The following is a 24945-nucleotide window of genomic DNA, read 5'->3' as shown; positions in this document are numbered from 1 at the left end:
GCCTCCCGTTTCAGTTTAAAATAAAAGCATGAGACCGGCGATGGCCGGTGTTAAAAAGATGGCTGATTTCAGAATGACTTTCGGTACGAGGTTGGTGAATTTCGCTCCGACATATGCGCCGCACATCGTTCCGATCAGCACTTTGACCAACAGCATATAATCGACAAATCCTTCCGTCACATAACCGAGTCCTCCGCCGACCGCAAGCGGGATAATGACAAGCATGGTGGTGCCGACCGACTGGCGGATGGATAAGCGCAAAAGAATCATTAAGCCGATTTGGATGAAAGGGGCAGAGCCGATCCCGAACGTTCCGGACAAGATTCCTGCGATGACACCGAGTACAACGGCTTTCACCCAGATGTTCAGATTGCTTTGCTGTCCGGAATTTTCTTGTGTTTCTTTTACAATAAATAACCGGACTAAAATAAGCAGAGCAGATAAAAACAGCATGCCCGCCGTCAAGTAATGCAGCAAATCTGCGGGGATAAGGGAAGTAAGCCTTGCCCCGAAAAACGAACCGAATGCCGCAAAAACGCCGACGATGAGACCGATTTTCATCTGAATATTGCCTTCACGGTAGTGGCTGAATGCCCCCGATAAACTTGTGAAAGCCATTCCGGCAAGGGAGGTGCCTAAAGCCGTATGAATCGGTACGTGAAACAGTATAGTTAAAAGTGCAATGACAAAACCGGCTCCCCCGGCGCCGATAAACCCGAGAATAATCCCGAGAAGAAACATAACGAGTATAATAAGCACAATCTTCTCCTCCATTTAGATGCCTGATCACCATGTTCCGCTCCGCTGTATCAGGTTTTAATAATCGACCGTAGTCCGTCGACCGTCGTCTAATATCTTTATGTTACCTCAAATTTAAGGTATTGGCAAGAAGCCGAATTGCTTTTATACAGAGGGTTTACAGCTCTTTCACCATCACTTTTTCCCCGTTTGAGTCCAGCTCTCCATTGAATAAGAAGCCGAATTTTTGATAAAGCCGCAATGCGTGCACATTATCTTCAAACAGGCTTAAATAAATCCGTCTGCAATCATATATTTGAGTGAGATGACGGATTAGGGCATCAAGCAACAGCTTGCCCAATCCCCGTCCCTGATAGCGTTCATCAATAAAAAAACGGTCAAGCCACACTCTGCCGTTTTCATTTTCCTCATCATATTCCGGAAACCATCCGTACATGGCAAAGCCGACCAATTCCCCGTTAACATAAAGACCGGCCGGCTGATAATGCCGGCAATCCTCAGCATCTTGTAAGCACTCTTCCGCGGTTTCAATAAATGAAGTCTGGCTTTCACTTACATGAAGCGCCAGTATATCGGCACGGTTTTCTTCCGTGACTGTTCTGATTTCAATCGTCATACTTGATACTCCTCTTCCGCTTTTTTTGAGACGGTAAAGCTTTCATTGCGTAAGCCATTTGTGAATCAGCCTTCTCTCGGATACAATGATCATCATAAAGGATATGGTTACCGTATAGTCAAGGAGGCATTATGAGCGAAGACGTCAGAAAATACTTCACAACGGGTGAATTTGCAAAACTGTGCCACGTAAAAAAACAAACCCTGTTCCATTATGACGAGATCGGCCTGCTTTCTCCGGAAATCAAAAAAGCGAACGGATACAGATACTATTCCTATCATCAATTCGAACTGTTCCAGGTCATCGGTCTGTTTAAGGAGGTCGGCGTGCCCTTGAAGCAGATCAAACCGCTCTTAACAGACAAAACCCCTGAGGGTATCATCGCGCTTTTAAAAGAGAAATCTTCAGAAATCGAAAGCAAAATCAAAAAGCTGGAGCACCTGCAAAGGATGATTCGGACGAAGGTGAAGCTGACCGAACAAGCCTTGGAGACAGACTTTTCCTCCGTCTCATTGCAGCGATTAGATGAAGAGACACTTATGATAGGACGGCCCGTACTCCATTTGCCAGAACGGCAATATACTGCCGCCATTTCCGAATTGATCCGCTATATGCGGGTACATGAACTCGATCAGGGGCATCCGGTCGGCGGACTGTTTGCGCGGGAGCAGATTCTGAAAAAAGAATTCTACAACTACACCCATTTTTATATGAAGACAGAAGAAGGCATAGAGAATAGAGACCTCCATATCAAGCCGAAAGGGCTTTATGCCGTCGGGTACCAAATAGGGGATGAAGCGGAAGCGGCTTACCGCAGCATCATGCAGTTTACTGAAGAGTATGGGCTGGAAATGGGCGATTATGCATATGAAGAATATATGCTTGATGAGGTTGTGGCGGACGGGTTTGACAATCAGATCACAAGAATCCAGCTGCAAGTCCGCAATCCATAAAGCCGATGCCGCCGTTCATTTACGTCTTTTAACAAACCTTGTATAATGAGAAAAATCAGATTGCAATTGAGGTGAAAAACGATATGTTTCTAGCGCCCTTATTTGAACATGATGTACCGGCAGCACTTCTCCGCCCTTAATGGAGGAAGGTGACTGCGCTTCTCTCCGTTAGGGCATATGACGTGACCTAATATGATAACGGAGGGTGCATCAAATTGAAAAATACATTGTTCGGTTCGATTTATTTGGCATTGGCCGCCAGTATCTGGGGCGGTATGTATGTCGTTGTAAAAGTTGTGGTAGCGGTCATTCCGCCGCTTGAACTGGTATGGCTGAGATATGCGGTGGCGCTTCTTTCGCTTTTGATTCTCAGTTTATTTACACGCCAATCCTGGAAAGTTCATAAACGTGATTTATTACTGATCGCTGCGATCGGATTGATCGGCAACACGGTTTCGATCGTCACGCAGGAAATCGGCACGAAATTATCAACCGCGCAGATGGGTGCGATTATTACGGCATCCACTCCCGCATTTATGGTTGTATTTGCCCGGCTGATGTTGAAAGAACGGTTAACGCTGAAAAAAGGAATATCGACAGGGCTGGCGACGATCGGAGTATTGCTCATTGTGGGGAACGGAGATCTCAATATGTCGAGCCAGCTCGGCGGTCTCTCGCTTCTGGCTGCGGCGCTGACATGGGCTTTGATGTCCGTGCTGATGAAACGGGTTCCCGGCCATTACTCACCGCTTGTCGTCACAACGTATTCCATTTGCGTCGCATTTGTCATCCTGACCCCGTTTACAGCGGGCCCGCTTCGGGAGATTCCTTTGTCTCAGCTTGCCGGCCTGAGATATGGGGCGGACTTTTATATCTGGGTGTGATCTCAACCGCCTGCGCGTTCATGCTTTGGAATCGCGGATTGCAATTACTGAATGCGGCAAGCGGCGGTCTGTTTTTCTTCTTTCAGCCGCTTTCCGGGACTTTGCTCGGCTGGCTGCTGCTGGGAGAGACGATCGGAGGAACCTTCTGGATCGGGGCGGCTCTTATTGTTTCAGGCGTCGTTCTCGTCATGAAAGAAAAATAGAAAATGAAAAAAAGCCATTCAGCAAATGAATGGCTTTTTTCTGTTTTTCCGGCAGGATTCGCCCCTCCATAAACAGAAAACAAGGAGCAGAAACGGATCATGGGCACCGGTACTCTCAAGGTGCAATATCCTGACTCTTGGGGTTTCGTCAATTAACATAACGGGCGGTGAAAAAATGGAGCCAAAATGGCTTGAATGGGCAAAACAGCTTCAATCCGCGGCGCAAGCGGGGCTGGCTTATTCCAAAGACATATATGATATTGAGAGATTTGAAGAAATAAGAAAAATAAGCGTGGATATCATGGCGCATCATACCGGCACCGACAAAAGGATCATCAAAGACGTATTCGCCGGTGACACGGGCTATCCCACTCCGAAAGTTGATATCAGAGCGGCAGTTTTTAAAGATCAGAGCATATTAATGGTAAGAGAGAAAAGCGACGGCAGATGGGCGCTGCCGGGCGGATGGGCTGATATCGGGATTTCTCCGGGCGAGACCGCTGTCAAAGAAGTAAAAGAGGAATCGGGAATCGAAGTAAAGCCCGTTAAACTGTTAGCTGTAATGGATAAGAAATGCCATTCCCATCCGCCGTCCGCCGCCCACGTTTACAAAGTGTTTATCAAATGCGAGATCATCGGCGGCCGGATCAGGGAGGGAACAGAAACAAGCGCCGCCGGTTTTTTTGCGGAAACGGAACTGCCGCCGCTATCTGAAGCCCGCAATACAGAAAGTCAGATTGAAAAGATGTTTGCGTATCTCAAACATCCGGACGAACCCGTTTATTTTGATTAAGGCAGCAATCAGAAAGAAAAGGGGGCCCGAGTATAATGGAGGATTCAATTAAACAGCAGGCGCAGCGGCAATTTGCCAAAAACGCCGCGAAATATGTGACTAGTCCAGGACACGCCGCAGGAGAGGATTTGGCGTATCTCGTTTCAGCCTCCGGTGCCGAAAAGCATATGGACGTGCTGGATATCGCGACGGGAGGCGGACATACGGCTAACGCTCTCGCTCCTCTCGTACGCTCTGTTATCGCCTATGACCTCACGGAAGAAATGTTAGCAGCCGCTGAAGCATTTATAACCGGAAACGGATGGACGAACGTGTCATTCGAAAAAGGCGATGCTGAAAAGATGCCGTTTTCCGATGCTGCTTTCAATATCGTCACATGCAGAATCGCAGCGCATCATTTTCCCGATGTCAGAGCCTTTGTTCATGAAGCGTTTCGGGTTGTCAAACCGGGCGGCAGACTGCTTCTCATTGACAATACCGCACCTGAAAAGGATGAATATGACCATTTTTATAATGACATTGAAAAGAAACGGGATCAGAGCCACTTTCGAGCGTGGAAAAAAACAGAATGGCTCCGTTTTCTGGAGACAGCCGGCTTCCGGATTGAATCCGCTGTCTGCTTTTTGAAACCATTTCAATTTACCGTCTGGTGTGAACGGGCAGGCCTGACTGAAGAGAAAGCCGCATTACTGGAAAAACAGATGCTGGATGCTCCTCGTGATATACAGCGGTTTTTTTCTGTAGAAAAGGATCAATCAGGCCGTATTGCGGGCTTCACAGGTGAATCGGCCTGTTTCTGCGTGATCCGTCCCGTCTGAGACGAAAAAAACCGCTGTGCAGTTTTCCTGCCCGCGGTTTTTTTCGTATTATCTGTTCTTGATTTGAGAAATAATAGCGGAAGTGACATCTTCCGTTGAATGTTTTCCGCCGACATCAGGAGTCAGAATGCCGCTGTTTGTGACCGTTTCAATAGATTGTAAGAGGAGATGACCCAGTTCCTCTTCTCCGAATGAATCGAGCATTAATTTCGCCGTCCATATTTGGCCTATAGGATTGGCAATTCCTTTCCCGACAATATCCGGGGCGGAGCCGTGAACAGGCTCAAACATGGAAGGATATTTGCCGTTTACATTGATGTTGGCTGCGGGAGCGATTCCGATGCTTCCCATAATCGCCGCGCCGATATCTGTCAGCACATCTCCGAACAGATTCGAAGCGACAATGACATCAAAGCGTTCCGGCTGCGTGACGAAGAAGGCCGCCAGTGCATCGATGTGCTGGGAATCCGTCTCAATCCCGGCGTACTCCCGGCTGACCTCTTTAAAGATGTCAGCCCAGAACGGCATCGAGTGAACAATACCGTTTGATTTCGTCGCGCTTGTGACGTGTTTCCGCCAATTGAAACAAGTTTGTTTGAATGCTGACTGAGTGAGTCAACTCCTTAATCCTCCCTGCAATCCGGATGCCGTTGACTCACGCTAGAAACGCATCATCACACAGGCTCCCTGACATGCAGATCGATTTCCACTTCAGTTTTCCTTTTTCATTTTGCACATTTCTCCTGTAATAAAAAAAGCAGGCCATCGCCTGCTCATTATGTATTACTTAGTCTTATCTATATTTATATTTTACTCCAGATACCTTAGTAGATGCATTTGACCACTTATAAACGGTAACCGTGTAAGAAATCTCTAAACCCTTTTTCTTAGAATTAGCAGTTTTAAAAGGCTTAATCATATTATTAGCTCCTACTTGATACATTAAAACACTTAAACCAGTAGAAGGGTGTACCAACCCAATAATATAACCGAGAATAAGCCCTTTATTAGACCCCATGCTGTTATATCTAGAAACAACTTTTTTTACCTGATTTTTTGTGTAATAAACCTTTACCCTTTTTTTAAGAAGAACATCATTATCACACTGAGTCCCAAGATTTGTCCGTCGACAAGCTGCTTCAGAACTTGGAGCGAAAGCAGACAACACAGTAGCGAGAATACACCCCGCTATAAATAATTTAGTAACCTTCTTTAACACTTTTTTCTCTCATCACCTTTACTCCGTTTCGCAATGCTATAAATCACTAATGCACCAACGAATATAGCAAACAAAACAGTTAATAATACATTACTTAAGTCAAATACAGAATTAAGTAATAATACTATAATTATATATAATATCAAAAAAAAGTAAAATGTTTTTTTCATATTTTTTACCTCTCTAACTTTATTGTGTAAAGACATATTTGTGGATGTAACTTTTAATGTGAAGATGCCATTAGACCGTCTTCAATCGTCCTGTCTTGTACGTATATCCTCTTTTTTCACCACATTTAAAGGAGTGGTTACCGTTTCCTTGCAGTCCCCTGCTGCGATTTGTCATACAATTTTCTCTCTCTATCTCTTAAAAAAATTGTATCATTTCTTTGGCAAAACCCCAGCCGAACGCTTCCGGTTCCTAAACAGATCACTCTGTCCGTACCCCGTCGGGAAAAGACCGCATTTTGTATGGCGATTTCGTCCTCACCCTGATAGATTCTGCCGCCGACAGAGCTGTACTCGCCCTCACTGTTTTCGCGGACGACTATCAGATCAAAATCTTTCGGGTTAACGAGGGGGGAAGTGATTCCCGGCAGGAGCTTCGCCGGCCGCACATTAATCACCTGTTCAAATTCCCGGCGTATCTTGATGAGCAGCCCCCGCAGCGAAACATGATCGGGGACGAGATTTTGATTCCCCGCCGCTCCCAAAAACAAAGCATCAAAGTGCTGTAACGTTTCTCATCCATCATCCGGCATCATAGTCCCGTGCTCTAAGTAATACTCGCAGCTCCGCGGAAAAGAAGTGAACTCAAAGGCAATGCCTCCATGTAATTCGGCGATCGCGTTCAACACCCGTTCCGCTTGCGGAACTGCTTCTTTCCCCACACCGTCCCCCGGTATGCTGGCAATCTAGTATGTCTTCATGTTTCCGTCACCTCCGAATGAATTGTTTTCGGTTTACGGAATACCCTCGACCAACTATACTTCCATATTACGGCACCTCAGATATGCTGACAAGCTCGGGAATGTTGCTTCCATAGATAAACTGTTATATGATCTTGGTAACAATAAGGCCTAAATTGTATGAAGAGGTAGGAAAGATGGATAATTTTAAATTAGATAAGCCAATCCCGTATTATCTGCAATTTTATTCCCAATTGAAAAAAATGATATTTGACGGGATTTTTAAACCGGGTGAACGGCTGAATGAGACTCAGCTGGCCAAGGATTTCGGAGTCAGCCGGTCGCCGGTCAGAGAAGCCATGCGGCTCCTTGAAAAGGACGGGCTTCTGACGGCAGACGATCGAAACGGCTTTGTCATTTATTCTTTGTCCGTTAAGGATGTTGAAGAGATTTATAAAATCAGAATGTCACTTGAATCACTGGCGGTCGAACTGGTTATTGATGAAGCGGCTGAGAGTGAAATTGACCTCATTGAAAAACAGCTGCGGGAGACGGAAGAAGCCATCAATAAAGGCGTCAAAGAGACTGAGATTATTTCCTTAAACGAGTCGTTTCATCGGCTCCTTGTGGATTTCAGCCGCAACAGCCGGCTGGCCATGCTGCTTGAGCATGTCAATGTGCTGATTCATTTTTGCAGAGTTCTTAATTTTAAAGGCGATGAACGTGCGGAAGTTATTCTGCATGAGCACCGGAAAGTCTTTGAAGAAATAAAAAAGGGCGACAAAACAAAAGCCGTGCAATATATGACGGAGCATCTCAAGCATGATGAAGAACATCTGAAAGGCGTGCTGAGAGCGGAAGAAACAGACGAATCATCACGATAGACAAGGCGAAATGCCTTGTCTTTTTTTGCCGATGTCATCGAACCGTCATAAAGACCTGACGGATGTTCCTTGCATGATTTTTTCCGCGTCATTTATGATGGATATGGAAGAGACGCAAAACAAGCAAAGGAGATTGAAAAATGGCGAAACATATTCTGATGATCAATTTTCCCGCAGAAGGACACGTAAACCCGACTTTGGGTATGACAAAGGCCTTCAGCGAACGGGGCGATCACGTTCATTATATCTCAACGGAAAAATACAAAAGCAGACTGGAAGGAGTAGGAGCGAAAGTTCATCTTCACAGCGATCTGCTCAGAATGACACCCATTGATCCCGGCAGTCCGTCCGGCATACTTGCATTTTTAAAGGTTCATATCAAAACGTCACTGGAGATTTTACATATTGTGCAGCGGCTTGCAGAGGACATTCAATTCGACGCCGTCTATTATGATAAATTCGGTGCGGGAGAGCTGGTGCGGGACTATCTCAACATTCCCGGCATCTCTTCTTCAGCATCCTTCCTGTTCAATGAAGACCGTCTGAAAATACTGCCGCTCCACCCGGAATCGGGCGTGCCGTTTCAGCCGGACAGGGAATGTGAAGAGCTGTTGGCCGAGATGAAAGACAAATACGGTGTCGCCCCTGACAGCATGGTTCAATTTATGAACAACACAGGTGAATTGAACGTCGTCTATACAAGCAGATATTTTCAGCCCGAAAGTGAGACATTCGGAGATGAGTATTTATTTATCGGTCCGAGTTTTCCGAAGAGAAAAGGGCGCGTCGACTTCCCGATTGACGCATTAAAGAATGAAAAAGTCATTTATATCTCAATGGGAACGGTGCTCGGGGACACGGAAGCGTTTTTCAATCTGTGCATAGACGCGTTCTCAGATTTTGAAGGAAAAGTAGTCATTGCCGCCGGGGAAAAAGCCGATCTGTCGAAAATCAAACAGGCGCCGGAAAACTTTATCATCGCCCCGTACGTGCCGCAGCTTGAAGTGCTGGAGCAGGCCGACGTGTTTGTCACGCATGGCGGAATGAACAGTGTAAATGAAGGCATTCATTATCAAGTGCCGCTGGTCGTCATCCCGCACGATAAAGACCAGCCGATGGTTGCGCGCCGCCTGACTGAATTGGATGCAGGCTATACAGTGCAAAAAGATGAAGTAAGCGCTGAAAAGGTAAAGCTTGCCGCGGAAGAAGTGCTGCATAACGGAAAATACAAACAAGGCATTCAAGCCATTAATGAAAGCTTTAAAGAATGTACGGACATGAAGGATGTTCTCGCCCGGATCGACCGGTTTATTGAACAAAAACATGCTCAATAATACATGGAAAAAGCCTGTTTCCTCTGTCAAAGGGAAACAGGCTTTTTATAATGGCTTTTAGATGATGTGATGTTCTGCATTTGCAAGTTTCACAAGAGTCAAAAGAGATTCTGCCTCACGTGCGTCGAGTGTTTTTGCCAGACGGTCTTTTTCAAAGATCTGCTGGCCGAAGACATTCACTGACGCCTGGTCAACCGCTGTGTGCCAGTTCTTTTGTGAATGATTCTCAGAAAAAGAGAAAACGAACACGGTGAAGACCGCTATAAGCATCGCCATGACCCAAAATTTTTGCCGATTTCCTGCTGCTGACATAGGCCGCCTCCTAAACATTTTACTGGTATTAGATCATATATGAGCTGTTTTTAACAGAGTAAAGAAGTCATTATTTCATGTAGTCCAAATGAAACGGAGCACAGCCGAAAGCCCGCCGGTCAGGCCGATGAGCCAATTCATATTTTGTTCATATTTTATTAAAAGTTTATCCAAGTCTGTCCTTTACAGTAGATATAACCACAAAATGCTGCTGAAAGGAGCCTTTAAAAAATGCATATTCATATGATCAACAAAAACCAGTTTGAGAGTGACTTGGAGGCGGCCGGCTTCAGCCGTCAGGCAGATGATATTATCGGCAAAATGAAAGAGTACGTAACGGAATACGCGGCTTCATCCGAACGGTTCCTGATTGAAATTCAAACCGTCATGAACGAATACAAAGCCGTCGTCTGCGCGATGTTTTCGACTATGGAAATTGCCGGTGCAAATAAAGACGAGAAGCATGTTGAATTTGAAGCCTGCACAGTATTGTGTGAATAAAAGACATTCATCAAACCTCCGCGGCTGCCTGAACGGCAGTATACTGACTGTGTTTCGAGAAGGGAAAATATTGAAACTTCTAAAGCGGCCGTTCGTATAAAAGAGTAAATCAGCTTGTATATGGAGGTTCGTGAAATGAACGAAAAGAAAAAACAAGCGTTTGAACAGCTTTTCAGCACTTTAGACGAAAGACATGAAATAAACGGCGCTGTATTGGCAGCGGAAAACGGCCGCATCTTATACCAGGGTTCATTCGGCGCTGCAGAACTGAAAACAAAGAGGATGCTGAATGACCAATCGGTCTTTGAATTGGCCTCAGTATCGAAGCCGTTTACAGCTTTAGGCGTTATCATTTTAGAGCAGCAAGGGAAGCTGCGTTATGACGATATGATAGAGCGGTGGCTTCCTGATTTTCCTTATCCGGGCATTACCATTCGGCATTTACTCCATCATACGTCAGGATTGCCGGACTATATGGAGTTGTTCTTAACACATTGGGACCGGGACAGAATTGCCGTTAATCAAGATGTGATCAATATGCTCAAGCAGCATAAGCCGGATGCTTATTTCCCGCCGGGCAAGGAGTGGCTTTACAGTAATACGGGGTATGTGGTGTTAGCGGTTATTATAGAAATTGTATCAGGCATGAGTTTTGCTGAATTTATGAAACAAGCCGTATTTCATCCGCTTCGTATGCACGATACGCGGATTTATAACAGAAGGCTGAGTAAAGAAAACATTCCGAACTATGCATATGGCTATGTGTATGATGTTCATTCCGGAGAATATGTGCTGCCGGATGAACTTGAGGAAACTGATTATGTCGTCTTTCTTGACGGAATTCAAGGTGACGGAACCGTTAACTCCGCTATTAGAGATTTATATCTGTTTGATCAGGCTCTTTATACGGAAGAAATCATCGGCAAAGAGTCTAAAGATCAAGCGTTTACACCGGGCTATTGGAATGAAGAAGAGCAATTCGGATACGGATTTGGCTGGATGATTCAAAACAGCCCCCAAAAAGGGAAGGTTATCAGTCACGACGGAGGCTGGCCGGGCTATTCAACTCTGATGATCCGGTATATTGACCAGAATAAAACATTGATTTATCTCAGCAATATGGAACAATCGTATCAATTTGAACAAGCTGTGATTGCCGCGGCTGTAAACATCTTATTTGATCAGCCATACGTGATTCCGAAACGTCCGGCAGATCAGAAAAAAGCAGATATCGATCCTGCGATTTACAGCAGATTTACCGGCAATTACTCATTTCAGGATGACACACATGCATCGGTGGCGGTAAAAGAAAACCGATTGTATCTTACAATAGACGGGCAGACTCCATTCGAATTATTCCCAATGACGGAAACCCGTTATTTTGTCAGGGCGCTGCCGCTTGAAATTGAATTTGCAGGTGATAAAGCACAAACAGCCCCGCATTTCGTTTTATATCAGGACGGCACAGAAGAAACGGCTGTGCGGATAGACTGAGTGACATGCAAAACAAAACCGCCGTCCTGAGAAGACGGCGGTAATAGAAAAGTCAAACCCCTTTGATGACGCGAAATTTTCTTTTCGGCTCTGACATAAATATAGAAGAAAAAATCATAGCTCCGAGCATTGTGATGTATTCCATATAAAGCGAAACTTCTGCCAAAACCAACCCCGCAATCATTAAAACAGCGCCCAATACCACCGCAAAAACCTTCGTTTTCATGATGAGTTCCCCCTATTATCTGATAATTGAATTATACTGCATCTCCATTAATGTGTACATTTTGTGAACAATTTCACCTGATGAAAGGCAATAAAGAGAGAGTTGAAGAATTAGGAGAAATGACAGGCCATCTTTTTGTTTTACTGAAGAAACGAAAGGGAAAGTGAAAAATCAAAAAGGCAAAGGAGTTCTTGAAATGAAAGCGAGACTATTTTTATTCAGCATGTTTCTCCTGATCCCCGTTCTGGCGCTTGCCGGATGCAACAGCCAATCTTCAGGAGGAAGCGAAAAAGCGAAAGACAAAGAAACGCACTCTCACGAAGACATGAATCACTCAGGTTCATCCGAGGTGCCGAAAGGTTTAAAGAAGGCCGAAAATCCGACTTATAAAGTCGGCAGTGACGTTATGATTTTAGCTTCTCATATGAAAGGCATGAAAAATGCGCAAGGAACCGTAAAAGGTGCTTATGATACAACGGTTTACAGTGTATCTTACACTCCGGAAACGGGAGGAAAGCGCGTCGAAGATCATAAATGGGTCATTCAGGAAGAGCTGAAGGGCGCCGGTAATAAAACGTTAAAACCGGGTGACAAGGCCGTGATCGAGGCATCCCATATGAAAGGCATGAAGGGCGCCGAAGCCGTTATTGATTCAGCCAAAAAGACAACCGTTTATATGGTCGACTATACACCGACTGACGGCGGCCAAAAAGTAACCAATCATAAATGGGTGACAGAAGACGAGCTTGCTGCCGCAAAATAAAAAGACCGCAAAAGCCGAAGGAACTCCTTTGGCTTTTTTGCGGTCTCACATTTATGCGGATTTTCTTTTCAAAGCGGGTCTCGTTAAAGAGAATACAGCTAACGCGACAGCGATAATGACAATCAAACCGCCGCACCAGGCTGTTGCTGTGACTGAACCGGTTTGTCCGATCACGCCGCCGCCGATGGCTGACCCGAGCGCGATGCCGATCTGCAAAGCGGACGTGTTGAAGCTTTGCTGAATATCGGAAGACTCAGGCGCAATTTTGATTAAATAGCTTTGCTGCGCCGGCGCAAGGCTCCAGCTGAGCAATCCCCAGATCACCATCGCAGGCAGGAAAATGATTAAAGAAACCGTTGTCAGCGGAAGAATAAACAGGATCAGAGCGAAAGAAACGGTCACAAGCATGATGCTTTTAAATGCTCCTAAACGGTCATACAGCCAGCCTCCGAACGGGCCGCCGCATACCGCTGACAGACCGAACAAAAAGTAGCATACACTGACCCAAACGGAACTCAAATGAAGCGTTCTTTCCAAAAAAGGCGCAAAGTAGGCATAGAGTGTGTAATGCCCCGCCAATGTAAACAAGGTGACAAGATGTGCGCTGGCAATTTTGGCGGTCCCGATCGTCTTGATCTGCTCACGAAACGGAATCATTTTTTCGGCAGGTATTTTTTCAAAAAAGACGCTGATAATCAGCATGGAAACGAGAGATAATACGCCGATTCCCAAGAACAGAACGCGCCATCCGAAGGCATTGCTGATGATAATACCGACAGGCACGCCTAAAGCGATTGCGGAGCTGAACCCCATGAAAATGATGCCGATCGCCCGCGCTCTGTATTCAGGCGCCACGATTTTAGGAGCAATCGTTAAAGAAAGGACGACAATCAGCCCTGTGCTCATGGAAGCGAGCACCCGTGACACCATAAGTACGGCGAAATTGGGACTGAAATAAGCCACCAGATTACTTAGGAAGAAAATAAACAGTGCGATTAAATAAAGCCGCTTTCGTTCAGCCTTTGCCGTCACCGCCAAAAGCAGCGGGCCGGATACCGCGTAACCGAGCGCAAACACGCTGATCAGCTGCCCCGCGCTGACGATAGATATATCTAAGTCGGAAGCGATTTGCGGAAGAATACCGCCCACAATTAATTCAACCAATCCGACTGCGATGGTAGATGCTGCAAGCAGAAATACTTTGAAATTCATGTACAGATACTCCTTTTTTTATTTTTTAGAAAATAAAAAATCCTGATTACAAAAAGTGTACGGGACAATTTTTGTAATCAGGATTTTACGGTTCCTGGTAGACACCCTCAAACCATATCATTGAGGTTATACAATGTATGCAATATTCGGTTGTGTCCGTTTCTGCAAAAAATTCTACCATAATAGTGAGAGAGATTCCATAGAAAATTCGAGGAAATCCTTTCAATTTCAATATCGGCGGCTGTAACGTCATTGATGAAGCAGGGAAAAAAATTTATGATAACCGTAAGGAGTCTATACAGATCAAACATTATACAGCCGGAGGAAACCGATGAATAAGTACGAAAAAATCGCCAACGAAATGAGAAAGAGGATTAAAAGCAGTGTATATGACATAGATCAGCCGATCCCGGATGAAAAGACGCTCGCTGCGGAGTTCGGGTGCAGCCGGATGACGATGAAGCGGGCGCTTGATACACTTGCGGCTGAAGGGATGCTTTTCAGAAAAAGAGGGCACGGCACGTTTATCATTCAATCAGCCATGCAGGATGAGCACGTTCACGTAGTCAGCAACGAAATTCTCGGCCTGAGCAATTTGTTAAAAGACAAAGATATCAAGAGCAAGGTCATCCGGTTTGAAGTGCAGTTTCCGTCTCAAGATGTCGCCGCGCATTTGGCCATCGATGAAAAGACTCCCGTCTATTATGTAGTGAGGCTCAGAATTGTTGAAGGCGAACCGTACGTTCTTGAAAAAACGTACATGCCGGCGAGCCTTATACCCGGCATTAATGACGAGGTGCTCAACCATTCCATCTACGATCATATTACGCGGGAACTCCAGCTCAAAATCGCAGGCTCACACAGAAAAATCAGAGCGTGCAAGTCGGATGATATGGATCAGCAATATCTCGGCTGCCGGTCGGATGACCCGATACTTGAAGTCGAGCATGTAGGCTTTTTGGACAACGGCACTCCCTTTGAATATTCATTTTCCCGCCACCGTCATGACAAGTTTGTCGTCACCTCAGTCAATATAAAACGTTCATAAAAACGCCGAAGAGTGAGAGAAAAACTCACTCTTTTTTTGTTGCCGCTGATTTACATCTTCGCTTCTTTTATGTTATATTACCCAATGATAGAATCATCCTACAAATTTCAGAGGTGTTTTGATGGAGATATCCAAAACAAGCAGACTGTCGCTCGTAGAACAAGTGGTGGCGCAAATTGAATGGTTAATTCAATCGGATAAATGGCCGGTCGGGACGCGCATTCCCCCTGAGCTGGATTTAATGAAGCAATTTGATGTGAGCCGAAACACATTGCGTGAGGCCATTCGGGCGCTCGTACATGCCGGCCTGCTTCAGACAAGGCAGGGGAGCGGTACGTATGTCAGCTCATCCAGTGTTCTCGGCGCGGCATTTTACCGCCATATTAAAAAATCAAATTTGCTTGAAACATTAGAAGTCAGATACGCACTCGAAAGAGAAGCTGCGCGATTGGCGGCGGAAAGGCGTAATGACGAAGACCTGAAAGCACTGAAGGCATGCTTGGATGAATGTGAAGCGGCCTTGCAAAATGAAGATCGAAAACGATATGCCGAGGCTGACATTAAACTGCACAAAACCATTGTACAGGCAGCCCATAACAACATGCTTTCTGATCTTTACGAGCATATGACGGAGGCGCTTTGTGCGTCAGTCCACAACCTGTTGGAAATCACCCCTGCTATACGGATCCACACCCAGCTTGCCGCCGCGATTATTGGACAGAAGCCGGATCAGGCCATGGAGGCCGTCAACCAATACATCACAGTATTTAAAGATACAATACACATGGAGGATGAACATGAAAATTAAAGACGAACATCAAATTCTGCAAGCAAGTCAGCGTAAAAAACTGATATTGCTGGTCATCGGAGTCATATTGATAGGGGCCAACCTCAGAGCGCCTCTGACATCGGTCGGGCCGCTCGTTTCCTCAATTCGGGACAGCCTCGGCATGACCAATGCGGCTGCCGGCACCATTACGACAGTGCCGCTTTTGGCCTTTGCATGTCTGTCGCCGTTTGTTCCTTTATTGTCGCGGCGCTTCGGGACCGAGATTGTGTTACTGTCATCATTAATTGTCCTGACAGCCGGAACTCTGCTGCGCTCCATCGCCGGAATCGGCACTCTCTTTTTCGGAACGATTCTGTTGGGATTGTCGATCGCCGTATGCAACGTCCTGCTGCCGAGTCTCATTAAACATAAGTTTCCTGGAAATTTAGGCATCATGACCGGCGTCTACTCGGTTTCTATGAATCTGTGCGGCGCGATTGCATCCGGCATCAGCGTGCCGATCGCCTCTTCAGCGGGGTTAGGCTGGAAAGGCGCGCTCGGCTGCTGGGCTATCCTTTCTTTCATTGCGTTTGTCATGTGGATTCCGCAAATGCGAGGACGCGAACTGCCTATCCGCACGACTGGGACAAACGGAGAGAAGAAAAGCAGTCTGCTGCGGTCTCCGCTGGCTTGGAAGGTGACGATGTTCATGGGGCTGCAATCCCTTATTTTTTACACCGTCATCGCTTGGCTGCCGGAAATTCTTCAGCAGAATGGTCTCAGCTCAAGTAAGGCGGGATGGATGCTTTCATTAATGCAATTCTCAGTCCTGCCGATTACTTTTATCGTGCCGATCGCTGCCGCTAAAATGAAAAATCAGCGCGCACTCGCCGGACTGACAGCTTTATTTTTCCTTATCGGCATTGCCGGCGTTCTTTTCGGAAGCCCGGCTCTCACTCCGCTATGGGTCATTTTGATCGGAATTGCGGGAGGATGTGCGTTCAGCTTGGCGATGATGTTCTTCAGCCTGCGGACACGGCATGTTCATGAAGCCGCGGCGCTTTCCGGCATGGCTCAGTCATTCGGATACCTGCTTGCCGCGTTCGGGCCGCTCGTATTCGGTTTGCTGCATGACATCACGCACGGCTGGACGGTTCCGTTATTCATGCTGATCGCAGTCTCCGTTCTGATTTTTATTTTCGGAGTCGGAGCGGGAAAAGCAGAACAGATCAAAACAGCATAAAAAAACAAAGGGCCCGTTTAGGGTCCTTTGTTTTTTATTTGAAAAGCTGTCTCAGGCCGTCACGCTGTCAGTTTTAAGCCGATGACACCGATGAGGATAAGCCCCAGAGACACCAATTGTGACAGGTTGAATTTTTCTTTAAACCAAAGTATGCCCACGGCCGAAACGCCGATGCTTCCCATGCCGGTCCAAGCGGCATACGCGACACCTGTGGGAAGAACCTGCATCGCTCCGGAAAGGCAAAAGAATGAAAGCATAAAGCCTGTTACCATGACAATCAGCGGCCACTTTTTTTTAAAACCGTCAATATGTTTCATGGCAACGGCCGCTACAACTTCCTCCGCTCCGGCAATAAATAACAGCAGCCATGCCATTAATGTTCACCCCTTGTTTCAGTTTCTTTCGTAAATACCTTCATTCCTAAAATGCCGGACAACAGCAAAGCCAAAAAGAATATTTGCCCGATTGAAAACGATTCGCCTAAAATGACGCCCGTTACATATGTGCCGACGGTGCCTATTCCGACAAAAACGGTATATGCGGCAGCCATCGGAATTTTTTTATAAGAGCGGATCAGCATCAGAAAGCTGACGGCAATCAGAAGGAAAATACCAATCCAATCAAAGAGCGAATCCGCATGCTTCAGGGCGGACGCCCAAACTACTTCTAACAGTCCGGCTATCAATACAAGCAGCCAATACATGATACAGTCACCTCAGTTATGAATGAATGTCAGTCATTTTTACGGCGGTCAAAAATGATCGGTCTCCGCCAATCATTTCTGCAAGCTTCTTTTGAGAAAGCTGAATATTTCTTTTTTATATACTTCGAGATCGACATCCTGTTCACAGCCGATATAAAACCGTTCAGCCGCGTTCTCGACAACGTTGATAATCGTTCTGGCCGTCCATCTGACATGAATGCCGCTGTGGACCTCACCCTGTTCAATGGCCGTATTGATCACGCCTTCCAGCCAGGAATAATAAGGCTGATAAATGGCTTCCCATTTCTCCATCGAATGATCGATGGCAAGACCGGAATAACAGAGAACGATAATATCTTTATGAAGCCGGGTGATGTGAAATGTCTCATCTACCAAAATGTCCAGCAACGTCCAAAAATCTTCAGAACCGTCCGTTTTCCCTTTTATTCTGTCCAGCGTAGTGTCGAGCAGGTTTTCTGCAATCGCGGATATCAGTGCGTTTTTAGAAGAAAAATATAAGTAAAACGTCCCTTGGGCCGTTCCGGCTTTTTTGACGATTTCTGAAATGGATGCTTTGTCTAATCCTTTTTCAGAAATGACTTCAATCGCGGCTTGCAGGATCTTTTCGTATTTTCCCGAGCTTTGTTTTGCCAATAGAGGGGTTCCTCCTTTTATGAATGACTGTCATTCATTTTATCGCATGTTCGCTTTTTTGTCATCCCTTAAAATAAAAATACCGGAAAGAAGACCATACTTCTTTCCGGTATTCGTCATTTATCACTGTCGATCATAGCCTTCGGCAGACCCGTATATTTTGCCCAGTAATAAATACCGAGCGAACCGATGGCGATCAGAATCAGGTCAAGCGGATTGTTGATAATGCCCAATCCGTGGCCGAACGAGCCGAGATAGGAGAAAATCAGCATCATGACATAAAAGCCGACGATCCACCATGCTGATTTCAGCTGCTGCCGTATGCTGACATCATCTTTGGGAGCATATTTACTGAAACAGAGATAGATCAGAAACATGACAATTTGAGAACCGAGAAGCCAGGATACGGTGCGCCATCCGGACCAATATACAATATAAGAGGTAAAAATAAACGACAGCGGCCCGATGATGCTCATCCCTTTTAAATAAAACGGTCTGTTAATATTCTTCGCGTTGACTCTCAGCGCCGCAGAAGAAATCGGCGCAATCGCATAAGACAGAATCAATGCGACGGAGCATACGTTGACAAGAGCGTTCCAAGAAGGGAACGGAAGCGTCCAAAAAACAGCCAGACCGAACGAAAGCCAAAGGGAGGCGCGCGGTGTCCCGGTTTCTTTATTGACTTTAGAAAAAATGCTGAATAATGTTCCGTTTCTGGCCCAGGCATAGACGAGACGTGAAGTCGTATTCATAAAGATATTTCCGTTACCGCCCGGTGATAAAATCGCATCTAAAATGACCAATGTCGCCAGCCACCCCAAACCTAGCAAAACGGCGATATCTTTGAACGGAAGGGAGAATTCAGTCCCGATAGCCGGCCATCCGTGCTTCAGGGTATCCGCCGGGATCGCCCCTATAAAAGTGAGCTGCAGCACGGTGTAAATAATAGTAGACACGATAATACAGACAATCAATGCGATCGGAATGTTCCGCTTGGGGTTCTGCACTTCACTCGCGACAGCTACAATCGGATGCAGCCCAAGATATGCAAACATGACGCCGCCTGTGGAAATCGCGGCCTGAATTCCGGTGAAGCCAAAAGGCGCGAATCCGTGAACGGTCATATTGCCCGGGTGAAAATGAAAAATCAGTACCACAATTACCGTAATCGGTACGACATATTTAAAAATCGAAATAATGAAGTTTGCTTTCGCAAAGGTTTTGACACTCCAGTAATTGAGGAGGAAGAACAGGCAGAGCAGCGCAAATTGCAATATCCACCCGGCAATTGTCGGAGAATCGGAGCCTTTTACGGTCAAACCGGGAAACCAATACGCCACGTATTGGCGGACTGCCGTGACTTCTATAGAAATAAGGCTCGTGTATGCCACAATGGTGACAAAGGAAATTAAATATCCGACGAGGTGTCCGTGTGAATATACGGGATACCGGATAATTCCCCCGGTCCGCGGCAGCGCGGCGCCCAGTTCCGCATAAACCAAGCCGATCAATAAGATGATTCCCCCGCCGATCAGCCAGGAAAAAACGCCTGATGGGCCCGCTTTAGAGGCGACGTTACTGACGGCAAACAGCCATGCCGAACCGAATATGGCTCCCATGCCGATTAAAATAAGATCAAAAAGTGACATAGTTTTCTGGAAGTTTCCTTGCTTAGACATTCGCTGCCTCCTTAGAAAAGACATTGTTCTCTTTACATAATTCCCATTATCATTCAAACATACCCAGCGGCCGGCTGGAAAATTAGGACAACTTTCGAAACGAAGTATGTACAGCAATGTGCTCACATTATAATAACGGCCGTATGGCAAGATCTCCCGGCTTATATTCCCCGTTTTAAACACATTCAAACCTCATATTCAGAAAAACAAAAAACGCCCGAAACAGGCGTTTTTTGTTACAAGTTCATATCTTTCAGTCCGGGGCTGTGCTCATTCGGAAGTTCAGGAAGTTCCGGCACGGGGAAACCTTTAGGAGGCTCGGACACACTTAAGTCTCCGCCGTTTCGGCTCGGCGTCGTTCCCTGCAGAATTTCTCCGATCCGTGTCGGATCCAGTCTGAAATTAAATTGGGTATTATGATAACCCATCTCAACGAATTTCCGGCATTCCGGGTATTTTTCAATATCATAATTCGGCACGGGAAATAATTTGCCCCATTCAACACCCAGTGTTTCCAACGCTTTTGTAAATGCATTTTGATGGGCGTTGTCACGGACGATCAGAAAACCGAGTGTTTCTCTGAACGTCTGATTTGAACTCATTTCATAAATGCGTGTCTTTTGCAGCACGCCGGTTGATTCCAGCACGACATTGTCCAATAAATCGGAAATCAGATTCCCGTGGTTGTATACCCAAGACCCGTTCCATGGATTGCCGCCGGCGTCTACAGGAAGAGAACTTTGCGCTCCGATGATAAAATGGTGCGGATTGGCGTGTTTAACTGCTTCGTCAAGCGGCGCCTGATCTGCCGCCTGATTTCCGGGGCCCTCAGCGCCGCTTTCGTCGAGCAGCGCATTAATCGTATGCTGGACAAGCTCAACGTGTGCGATCTCTTCTAAAAATACACCGCGAAGCAGGTCACGGAACTGTTTTTCTTTTCCTCTGAAATTAGAGCTTTGGAAAAAGTATTGCATCATCGTCCGCATTTCTCCGTAGTGCCCGCCTAAAATTTCCTGAAGCACCTTGGCCGCGGCCGGGTCCGGCTTGTCCGGTTTAATGATATTGATCAGCTCTTCTTTGTAATAATACATAAACAGCGCCCCCTGAAAGAAGTTTTCGGTTCTTCTGTTAGTGTCTTTGCAAAGTCAGTTTTTATGTATCGGCATCAAAAAAAGGACGGGAAGCGTGTCCGTCCTTTTGTGTTAAGCCTCAACCGCCCCGCGAAGTTTCGTGTTGACAAGCCCGTTCCATCCTTGATCCATCGTACTGTGAATCTCGGAGCTTTTCCGATTGACTTTATTGATGACGGCTTCCGGCTCTTTCCATCCGCCGTGAATGAGAGTGAATTCCGTATCTCCGCTTTCCGTTTCCTTTAAGACAAAAGAAACGATCCAGCCTTCCGTATCCCACGAAAAAGAAAGGCGGTACGGCGCTTCAATATCCAGCAGCTTGCACGGAGACGGACCGAACGGAGATTCCAGCTGAAACTCACTGTCTTCTTGAGGTGTGAAATCATTCGGCATAAACCAGAGAGACAGGCCGTCCGCAGTGGAGACCGTATCCCAGACAACTTGTATCGGCGCCTTGAAAACGGCGGTATGAATAATGTCCGGTAATGGCTGATTGCTGCTGTTGTTGTTTTTGTTATCTTTGTTTTGTTTATCAGACATGATGCGTAACCACTCTTTCGCTGTTTTTACTTTTGATCATACTACACGGGGCAGGACATTTGAAAACAAATCAAACTTATTTTATGCTTTTCCAAAGCCATTCAATTCATTTTAAGGAGACGTAGTGATGACAGATCAATTTAAAGCGTTAGTAGTCGATCAACGTGAAGACCGGTTTTCAGTCAGCGTACGGGAGCTGGCGGTTCAGGACCTTCCCGAGGGTGAAGTGCTGATTAAGGTTTGCTACTCAGGGGTGAATTATAAAGACAGCTTGGCTGCCATTCCTGACGGCAAGATCGTAACGTCGTACCCTTTCGTGCCGGGAATTGATTTAGCAGGAATCGTCGTTTCCTCAGATGACGCCCGTTTCAAAGAGGGGGATAGGGTCATTGCGACAAGCTACGGCATAGGTGTTTCCCGCTTTGGCGGTTATAGCGGGATGGCCCGCATTCCGGCAGATTGGATCGTGCCGCTGCCTGAAGGTCTGACACTTAAAGAAGCCATGACGATCGGAACCGCCGGCTTCACTGCCGCATTGTCCGTCCAGCGTCTTGAAGAAAACCATGCCGCTCCTGAAAAAGGGAAGGTGCTGGTGACAGGAGCGACAGGCGGCGTCGGAAGCTTTGCCGTCTCCATTCTTTCAACTTTAGGTTACGAGGTCGAGGCCAGTACGGGAAAAGAAGACGAAAGCGGCTATTTGAAGAGCCTCGGAGCAAAGACGGTCATTCACCGTGACGAAGTGTATAACGGCACGTTAAAACCAATGCAAAAACAAAAATGGGCAGCGGCCGTCGATCCGGTCGGAGGTGAGCCGCTTGCTTCAGTTCTCAGCCAGATTCAGTACGGCGGATCAGTTGCTGTGAGCGGACTGACAGCGGGAACGAAACTCCCGGCTACAGTCTTTCCGTTTATATTGCGCGGCGTCAGTCTCTTGGGAATCGATTCCGTATTCTGTCCGATGGAGACAAGAAAGAAAACATGGCAGCGTTTAGCTGATGACTTCAAGCCTGCAGATCTGGAGGCCTTTATTCAAAAGGAAATTACACTTGAAGAGCTGCCGGATACGCTTCCTGCTCTTTTAAAAGGAGAAGCGAGAGGAAGAACGATCGTTACAATAAACGAAGAATAAATCAAAAACCCCCAACTGCTGATTGGGGGTTTTCACTATATAATCAATTATTTATCAAAAAGAGATTAAATATTGATCATATAGTGAAAATTAGTTGATTAAAAACATAAATTGATTACATATAGGTAATATAAAGGTAAGTTATAAAATTTTCTGAAATATTCATTGACTGAAAGCGCTTTTAAAATTATGATAATAACATAAGTGCCAATAATATCATTATAACTTCACTATAAAGTAACTATAAAATAACAATTTGACGAGAGGGGAGAGCGGATAATCACTATAAATGATAACGCTTTCAGATTATTTTCTTCTTATATAACTGTTTTGGACGGTCAGAACTTGTATGCAGACGTTATAGGTGTAAATATTGATAACTGAATATTCCGATATTATCTCTGTGTAAAACTAGGAGGATTTGAAGATGAATAAAAATAGCAGCCAGCATTCATTTTTGAGAACCATCATTTTAGTATCGACGTTCGGGGGTCTACTTTTCGGCTACGATACAGGTGTAATTAATGGGGCGCTGCCGTTCATGGCGGAAGCTGACCAGCTTAATCTTACCGCTTTGACTGAAGGGATGGTGGCGAGCTCCCTGCTCTTGGGTGCTGCGATCGGCGCAGTTTTCGGAGGGAGATTGTCGGACTATAACGGCAGACGTAAAAATATCCTTATCCTTGCCGTTTTGTTCTTTGCAGCGACGCTTGGATGTACACTGGCGCCTAACGTATCTGTTATGATCATCTCCCGTTTTCTGCTGGGGCTTGCCGTCGGGGGAGCATCCGTAACCGTTCCGGCGTATTTGGCTGAAATGTCGCCGGCGGAAAGCCGAGGGAGAATGGTTACCCAAAATGAATTGATGATTGTAACAGGCCAGCTGCTTGCCTTTACGTGTAATGCTATCATCGGCAATGTGCTTGGTGATACCTCTCACGCCTGGCGTTATATGCTCGTTATCGCGGCCCTTCCGGCGGTATTCTTGTTTTTCGGTATGCTGAAAGTTCCTGAAAGTCCGCGCTGGCTGGTTTCTAAAGGGAGAAAAGAAGATGCTCTGCACGTTCTCCGGCGAATAAGGAATGAAGAGAAAGCGAAGTCTGAGCTCACTGAGATTGAATCTGCCTTTCATAAGGAAGCTGAGATGGAGCAGGCCGCCTTTAAGGATCTTGCCGTTCCGTGGGTGCGCCGCATTGTGTTTATCGGGATCGGAATTGCGGTAGTGCAGCAGCTCACCGGCGTGAATTCAATTATGTATTATGGAACTCAAATTTTAAAAGATGCCGGTTTCGAGACAAAAGCCGCATTAATCGGCAATATCGCTAACGGTGTGATTTCGGTGCTCGCGACTTTTGTAGGAATATGGCTTCTCGGCAAAGTCGGCCGCCGCCCGATGCTGATGACGGGGCTGATCGGAACGACTGCGGTGCTGCTTTTGATCGGAGTTCTGTCTGTCGTGCTGAAAGGATCGCCTGCTCTTCCTTATGTGGTTCTTTCATTAACAGTCACTTTCCTTGCGTTTCAGCAGGGGGCTGTCTCTCCGGTGACCTGGCTGATGCTGTCGGAGATATTCCCGCTTCGATTGCGGGGACTTGGTATGGGGGTCACTGTCTTCTGCCTCTGGATCGTGAACTTCCTTGTTGGTTTCACTTTTCCGGTCCTGCTCGCAAACATCGGATTGTCTGCAACCTTCTTCATTTTTGTCCTGTTAGGGATAGCGTCCGTTATATTTGTGAAAAGGTTCCTTCCGGAAACGAAAGGTCTGTCGCTCGAACAGCTTGAACAAAACTTCCGTACTTATGAAAAAACAGATCGTAATAGCGCAGAAGCCAAGGTGAGCGGGTAATCTGGATAGACGCGGGGTTCCTAGGAATCCTGCTTTTTTATTTATTATATAGAAGGGAATAATAAGTGAGAAAAAAGTTTCGTAAAAGTGTTGACCTAATTTAAAGTGCATGGTATATTATTAAACGTCGCTGATGAACAAAGCGATAACGACAAATGAGAAAATGATCTTTTAAAAAAAGACTTTACAAATTCTCAAAAGCGTGTATAATGAATGAGGTCGAGAAAAAGACTTCGAAAAGAAATAAAAAACACTTGACATCATAACTGATTGGTAGTATGATAGTTAAGTCGCCTGATAAGCGCCCGTAGCTCAATTGGATAGAG

General features: G+C 46.0%; 25 protein-coding genes, 3 pseudogenes and 1 riboswitch. Of the genes and pseudogenes, 14 read left to right on the top strand and 14 right to left on the bottom strand.

Features of this window, described 5'->3' with window-relative positions; genetic code table 11:
• Positions 1-15: 15 nt before the first annotated feature.
• Positions 16-759, bottom strand: a complete 744-nt coding sequence (locus D5S11_RS17245) for a sulfite exporter TauE/SafE family protein (RefSeq protein ID WP_015239271.1) — start codon at positions 757-759, stop codon at positions 16-18.
• Between the two features lie 157 nt (positions 760-916).
• On the bottom strand, positions 917-1375 hold the full coding sequence (locus tag D5S11_RS17240) for a GNAT family N-acetyltransferase (RefSeq protein ID WP_015239272.1): 459 nt from the start codon (positions 1373-1375) through the stop codon (positions 917-919).
• Positions 1376-1506: 131 nt separating this feature from the next.
• Here D5S11_RS17240 and D5S11_RS17235 point away from each other — a divergent pair, with 131 nt between their 5' ends.
• The 4 genes and pseudogenes from D5S11_RS17235 to D5S11_RS17220 all read left to right on the top strand — a co-directional run bounded on the left by D5S11_RS17235 (position 1507) and on the right by D5S11_RS17220 (position 5026).
• Positions 1507-2328, top strand: coding sequence for a MerR family transcriptional regulator (locus D5S11_RS17235; RefSeq protein WP_015239273.1), 822 nt, complete (start codon positions 1507-1509; stop codon positions 2326-2328).
• Positions 2329-2543: 215 nt separating this feature from the next.
• Positions 2544-3415, top strand: a pseudogene (locus tag D5S11_RS17230) (DMT family transporter).
• Between the two features lie 175 nt (positions 3416-3590).
• Positions 3591-4208 carry an NUDIX hydrolase gene (locus D5S11_RS17225; RefSeq protein WP_007409309.1) on the top strand — a complete coding sequence of 206 codons (618 nt, stop codon included), beginning with the start codon at positions 3591-3593 and terminating at the stop codon, positions 4206-4208.
• A gap of 35 nt (positions 4209-4243) precedes the next feature.
• Positions 4244-5026 (top strand): class I SAM-dependent methyltransferase, encoded by a 783-nt coding sequence (locus D5S11_RS17220; RefSeq protein ID WP_108725147.1) that lies wholly within the window; start codon positions 4244-4246, stop codon positions 5024-5026.
• Positions 5027-5074: 48 nt separating this feature from the next.
• On the opposite strand, the pseudogene D5S11_RS17215 reads toward D5S11_RS17220, so the two are convergent.
• The 3 genes and pseudogenes from D5S11_RS17215 to D5S11_RS17205 form a co-directional block, all read right to left on the bottom strand.
• A pseudogene (locus tag D5S11_RS17215) lies at positions 5075-5602 on the bottom strand (isocitrate/isopropylmalate family dehydrogenase); the annotation flags it as partial.
• 217 nt (positions 5603-5819) lie between these two features.
• The gene (locus D5S11_RS17210; RefSeq protein ID WP_020955408.1) at positions 5820-6245 is read right to left on the bottom strand and encodes a hypothetical protein; all 426 of its coding nucleotides are present in this window, start codon (positions 6243-6245) and stop codon (positions 5820-5822) included.
• A gap of 427 nt (positions 6246-6672) precedes the next feature.
• Positions 6673-7158, bottom strand: a pseudogene (locus D5S11_RS17205) (isocitrate/isopropylmalate family dehydrogenase); the annotation flags it as partial.
• 191 nt (positions 7159-7349) lie between these two features.
• On the opposite strand from D5S11_RS17205, the gene D5S11_RS17200 reads away from it, so the two are divergent.
• Positions 7350-8036, top strand: coding sequence for a GntR family transcriptional regulator (locus tag D5S11_RS17200; RefSeq protein WP_020955411.1), 687 nt, complete (start codon positions 7350-7352; stop codon positions 8034-8036).
• 140 nt (positions 8037-8176) lie between these two features.
• Positions 8177-9370 carry a macrolide family glycosyltransferase gene (locus D5S11_RS17195; protein WP_007409305.1) on the top strand — a complete coding sequence of 398 codons (1194 nt, stop codon included), beginning with the start codon at positions 8177-8179 and terminating at the stop codon, positions 9368-9370.
• Between the two features lie 57 nt (positions 9371-9427).
• On the opposite strand, the gene D5S11_RS17190 is transcribed toward D5S11_RS17195, so the two are convergent.
• Complete coding sequence (locus D5S11_RS17190) at positions 9428-9682, bottom strand: hypothetical protein (RefSeq protein ID WP_007409304.1); 255 nt, start codon at positions 9680-9682, stop codon at positions 9428-9430.
• Between the two features lie 231 nt (positions 9683-9913).
• Here D5S11_RS17190 and D5S11_RS17185 point away from each other — a divergent pair, with 231 nt between their 5' ends.
• Entirely contained in the window at positions 9914-10183 is a 270-nt protein-coding gene (locus tag D5S11_RS17185; RefSeq protein ID WP_007409303.1) for a hypothetical protein, read from the top strand.
• Between the two features lie 135 nt (positions 10184-10318).
• Entirely contained in the window at positions 10319-11677 is a 1359-nt protein-coding gene (locus tag D5S11_RS17180) for a serine hydrolase (protein ID WP_007409302.1), read from the top strand.
• Between the two features lie 52 nt (positions 11678-11729).
• Here the strand turns inward: D5S11_RS17180 and D5S11_RS19935 are convergent, their stop codons facing one another.
• A complete protein-coding gene (locus tag D5S11_RS19935) occupies positions 11730-11903 on the bottom strand; it encodes a hypothetical protein (protein ID WP_007409301.1) in 174 nt (57 codons plus the stop codon).
• Between the two features lie 196 nt (positions 11904-12099).
• On the opposite strand from D5S11_RS19935, the gene D5S11_RS17175 reads away from it, so the two are divergent.
• Complete coding sequence (locus D5S11_RS17175; RefSeq protein ID WP_014417056.1) at positions 12100-12666, top strand: YdhK family protein; 567 nt, start codon at positions 12100-12102, stop codon at positions 12664-12666.
• A gap of 51 nt (positions 12667-12717) precedes the next feature.
• On the opposite strand, the gene D5S11_RS17170 is transcribed toward D5S11_RS17175, so the two are convergent.
• Entirely contained in the window at positions 12718-13878 is a 1161-nt protein-coding gene (locus D5S11_RS17170; RefSeq protein WP_007409299.1) for an MFS transporter, read from the bottom strand.
• Between the two features lie 54 nt (positions 13879-13932).
• Positions 13933-14032: riboswitch (purine riboswitch) on the bottom strand.
• A gap of 177 nt (positions 14033-14209) precedes the next feature.
• Here D5S11_RS17170 and D5S11_RS17165 point away from each other — a divergent pair.
• From D5S11_RS17165 to D5S11_RS17155, 3 genes are all read left to right on the top strand, one after another.
• The gene (locus D5S11_RS17165) at positions 14210-14926 is read left to right on the top strand and encodes a GntR family transcriptional regulator (RefSeq protein ID WP_040238468.1); all 717 of its coding nucleotides are present in this window, start codon (positions 14210-14212) and stop codon (positions 14924-14926) included.
• A 121-nt stretch (positions 14927-15047) separates the two neighbouring features.
• Positions 15048-15734 carry a FadR/GntR family transcriptional regulator gene (locus D5S11_RS17160; RefSeq protein ID WP_040238466.1) on the top strand — a complete coding sequence of 229 codons (687 nt, stop codon included), beginning with the start codon at positions 15048-15050 and terminating at the stop codon, positions 15732-15734.
• The gene (locus D5S11_RS17155; protein WP_040238464.1) at positions 15724-16938 is read left to right on the top strand and encodes a CynX/NimT family MFS transporter; all 1215 of its coding nucleotides are present in this window, start codon (positions 15724-15726) and stop codon (positions 16936-16938) included. Before D5S11_RS17160 ends, D5S11_RS17155 begins: the two co-directional genes overlap by 11 nt.
• A 59-nt stretch (positions 16939-16997) precedes the next feature.
• Here the strand turns inward: D5S11_RS17155 and D5S11_RS17150 are convergent, their stop codons facing one another.
• The 6 genes from D5S11_RS17150 to D5S11_RS17125 all read right to left on the bottom strand — a co-directional run bounded on the left by D5S11_RS17150 (position 16998) and on the right by D5S11_RS17125 (position 21644).
• The gene (locus tag D5S11_RS17150; protein ID WP_003156024.1) at positions 16998-17312 is read right to left on the bottom strand and encodes a DMT family transporter; all 315 of its coding nucleotides are present in this window, start codon (positions 17310-17312) and stop codon (positions 16998-17000) included.
• A complete protein-coding gene (locus tag D5S11_RS17145; protein ID WP_003156023.1) occupies positions 17312-17641 on the bottom strand; it encodes a DMT family transporter in 330 nt (109 codons plus the stop codon). Before D5S11_RS17145 ends, D5S11_RS17150 begins: the two co-directional genes overlap by 1 nt.
• A gap of 72 nt (positions 17642-17713) precedes the next feature.
• The gene (locus tag D5S11_RS17140; RefSeq protein ID WP_007409294.1) at positions 17714-18295 is read right to left on the bottom strand and encodes a TetR/AcrR family transcriptional regulator; all 582 of its coding nucleotides are present in this window, start codon (positions 18293-18295) and stop codon (positions 17714-17716) included.
• A 116-nt stretch (positions 18296-18411) separates the two neighbouring features.
• On the bottom strand, positions 18412-19974 hold the full coding sequence (locus D5S11_RS17135; RefSeq protein ID WP_020955412.1) for an APC family permease: 1563 nt from the start codon (positions 19972-19974) through the stop codon (positions 18412-18414).
• 236 nt (positions 19975-20210) lie between these two features.
• On the bottom strand, positions 20211-21065 hold the full coding sequence (locus tag D5S11_RS17130; protein WP_020955413.1) for a manganese catalase family protein: 855 nt from the start codon (positions 21063-21065) through the stop codon (positions 20211-20213).
• A gap of 111 nt (positions 21066-21176) precedes the next feature.
• Positions 21177-21644, bottom strand: a complete 468-nt coding sequence (locus D5S11_RS17125; protein ID WP_020955414.1) for an SRPBCC family protein — start codon at positions 21642-21644, stop codon at positions 21177-21179.
• Between the two features lie 127 nt (positions 21645-21771).
• On the opposite strand from D5S11_RS17125, the gene D5S11_RS17120 reads away from it, so the two are divergent.
• Both D5S11_RS17120 and D5S11_RS17115 read left to right on the top strand, forming a co-directional pair.
• Positions 21772-22773: an NADPH:quinone oxidoreductase family protein gene (locus D5S11_RS17120; protein WP_020955415.1), complete on the top strand. Its 1002-nt coding sequence runs from the start codon at positions 21772-21774 to the stop codon at positions 22771-22773.
• Positions 22774-23200: 427 nt separating this feature from the next.
• Positions 23201-24619: a sugar porter family MFS transporter gene (locus D5S11_RS17115; protein ID WP_108725146.1), complete on the top strand. Its 1419-nt coding sequence runs from the start codon at positions 23201-23203 to the stop codon at positions 24617-24619.
• The last annotated feature ends 326 nt before the right edge of the window (positions 24620-24945 follow it).

Origin of the sequence: Bacillus sp. L75, from assembly GCF_003676355.1 — a bacterium.
GTDB lineage: Bacteria > Bacillota > Bacilli > Bacillales > Bacillaceae > Bacillus > Bacillus velezensis.
Note: the sequence above shows the minus strand (reverse complement) of the source record. Positions and strands in the feature narration are given on the sequence as shown.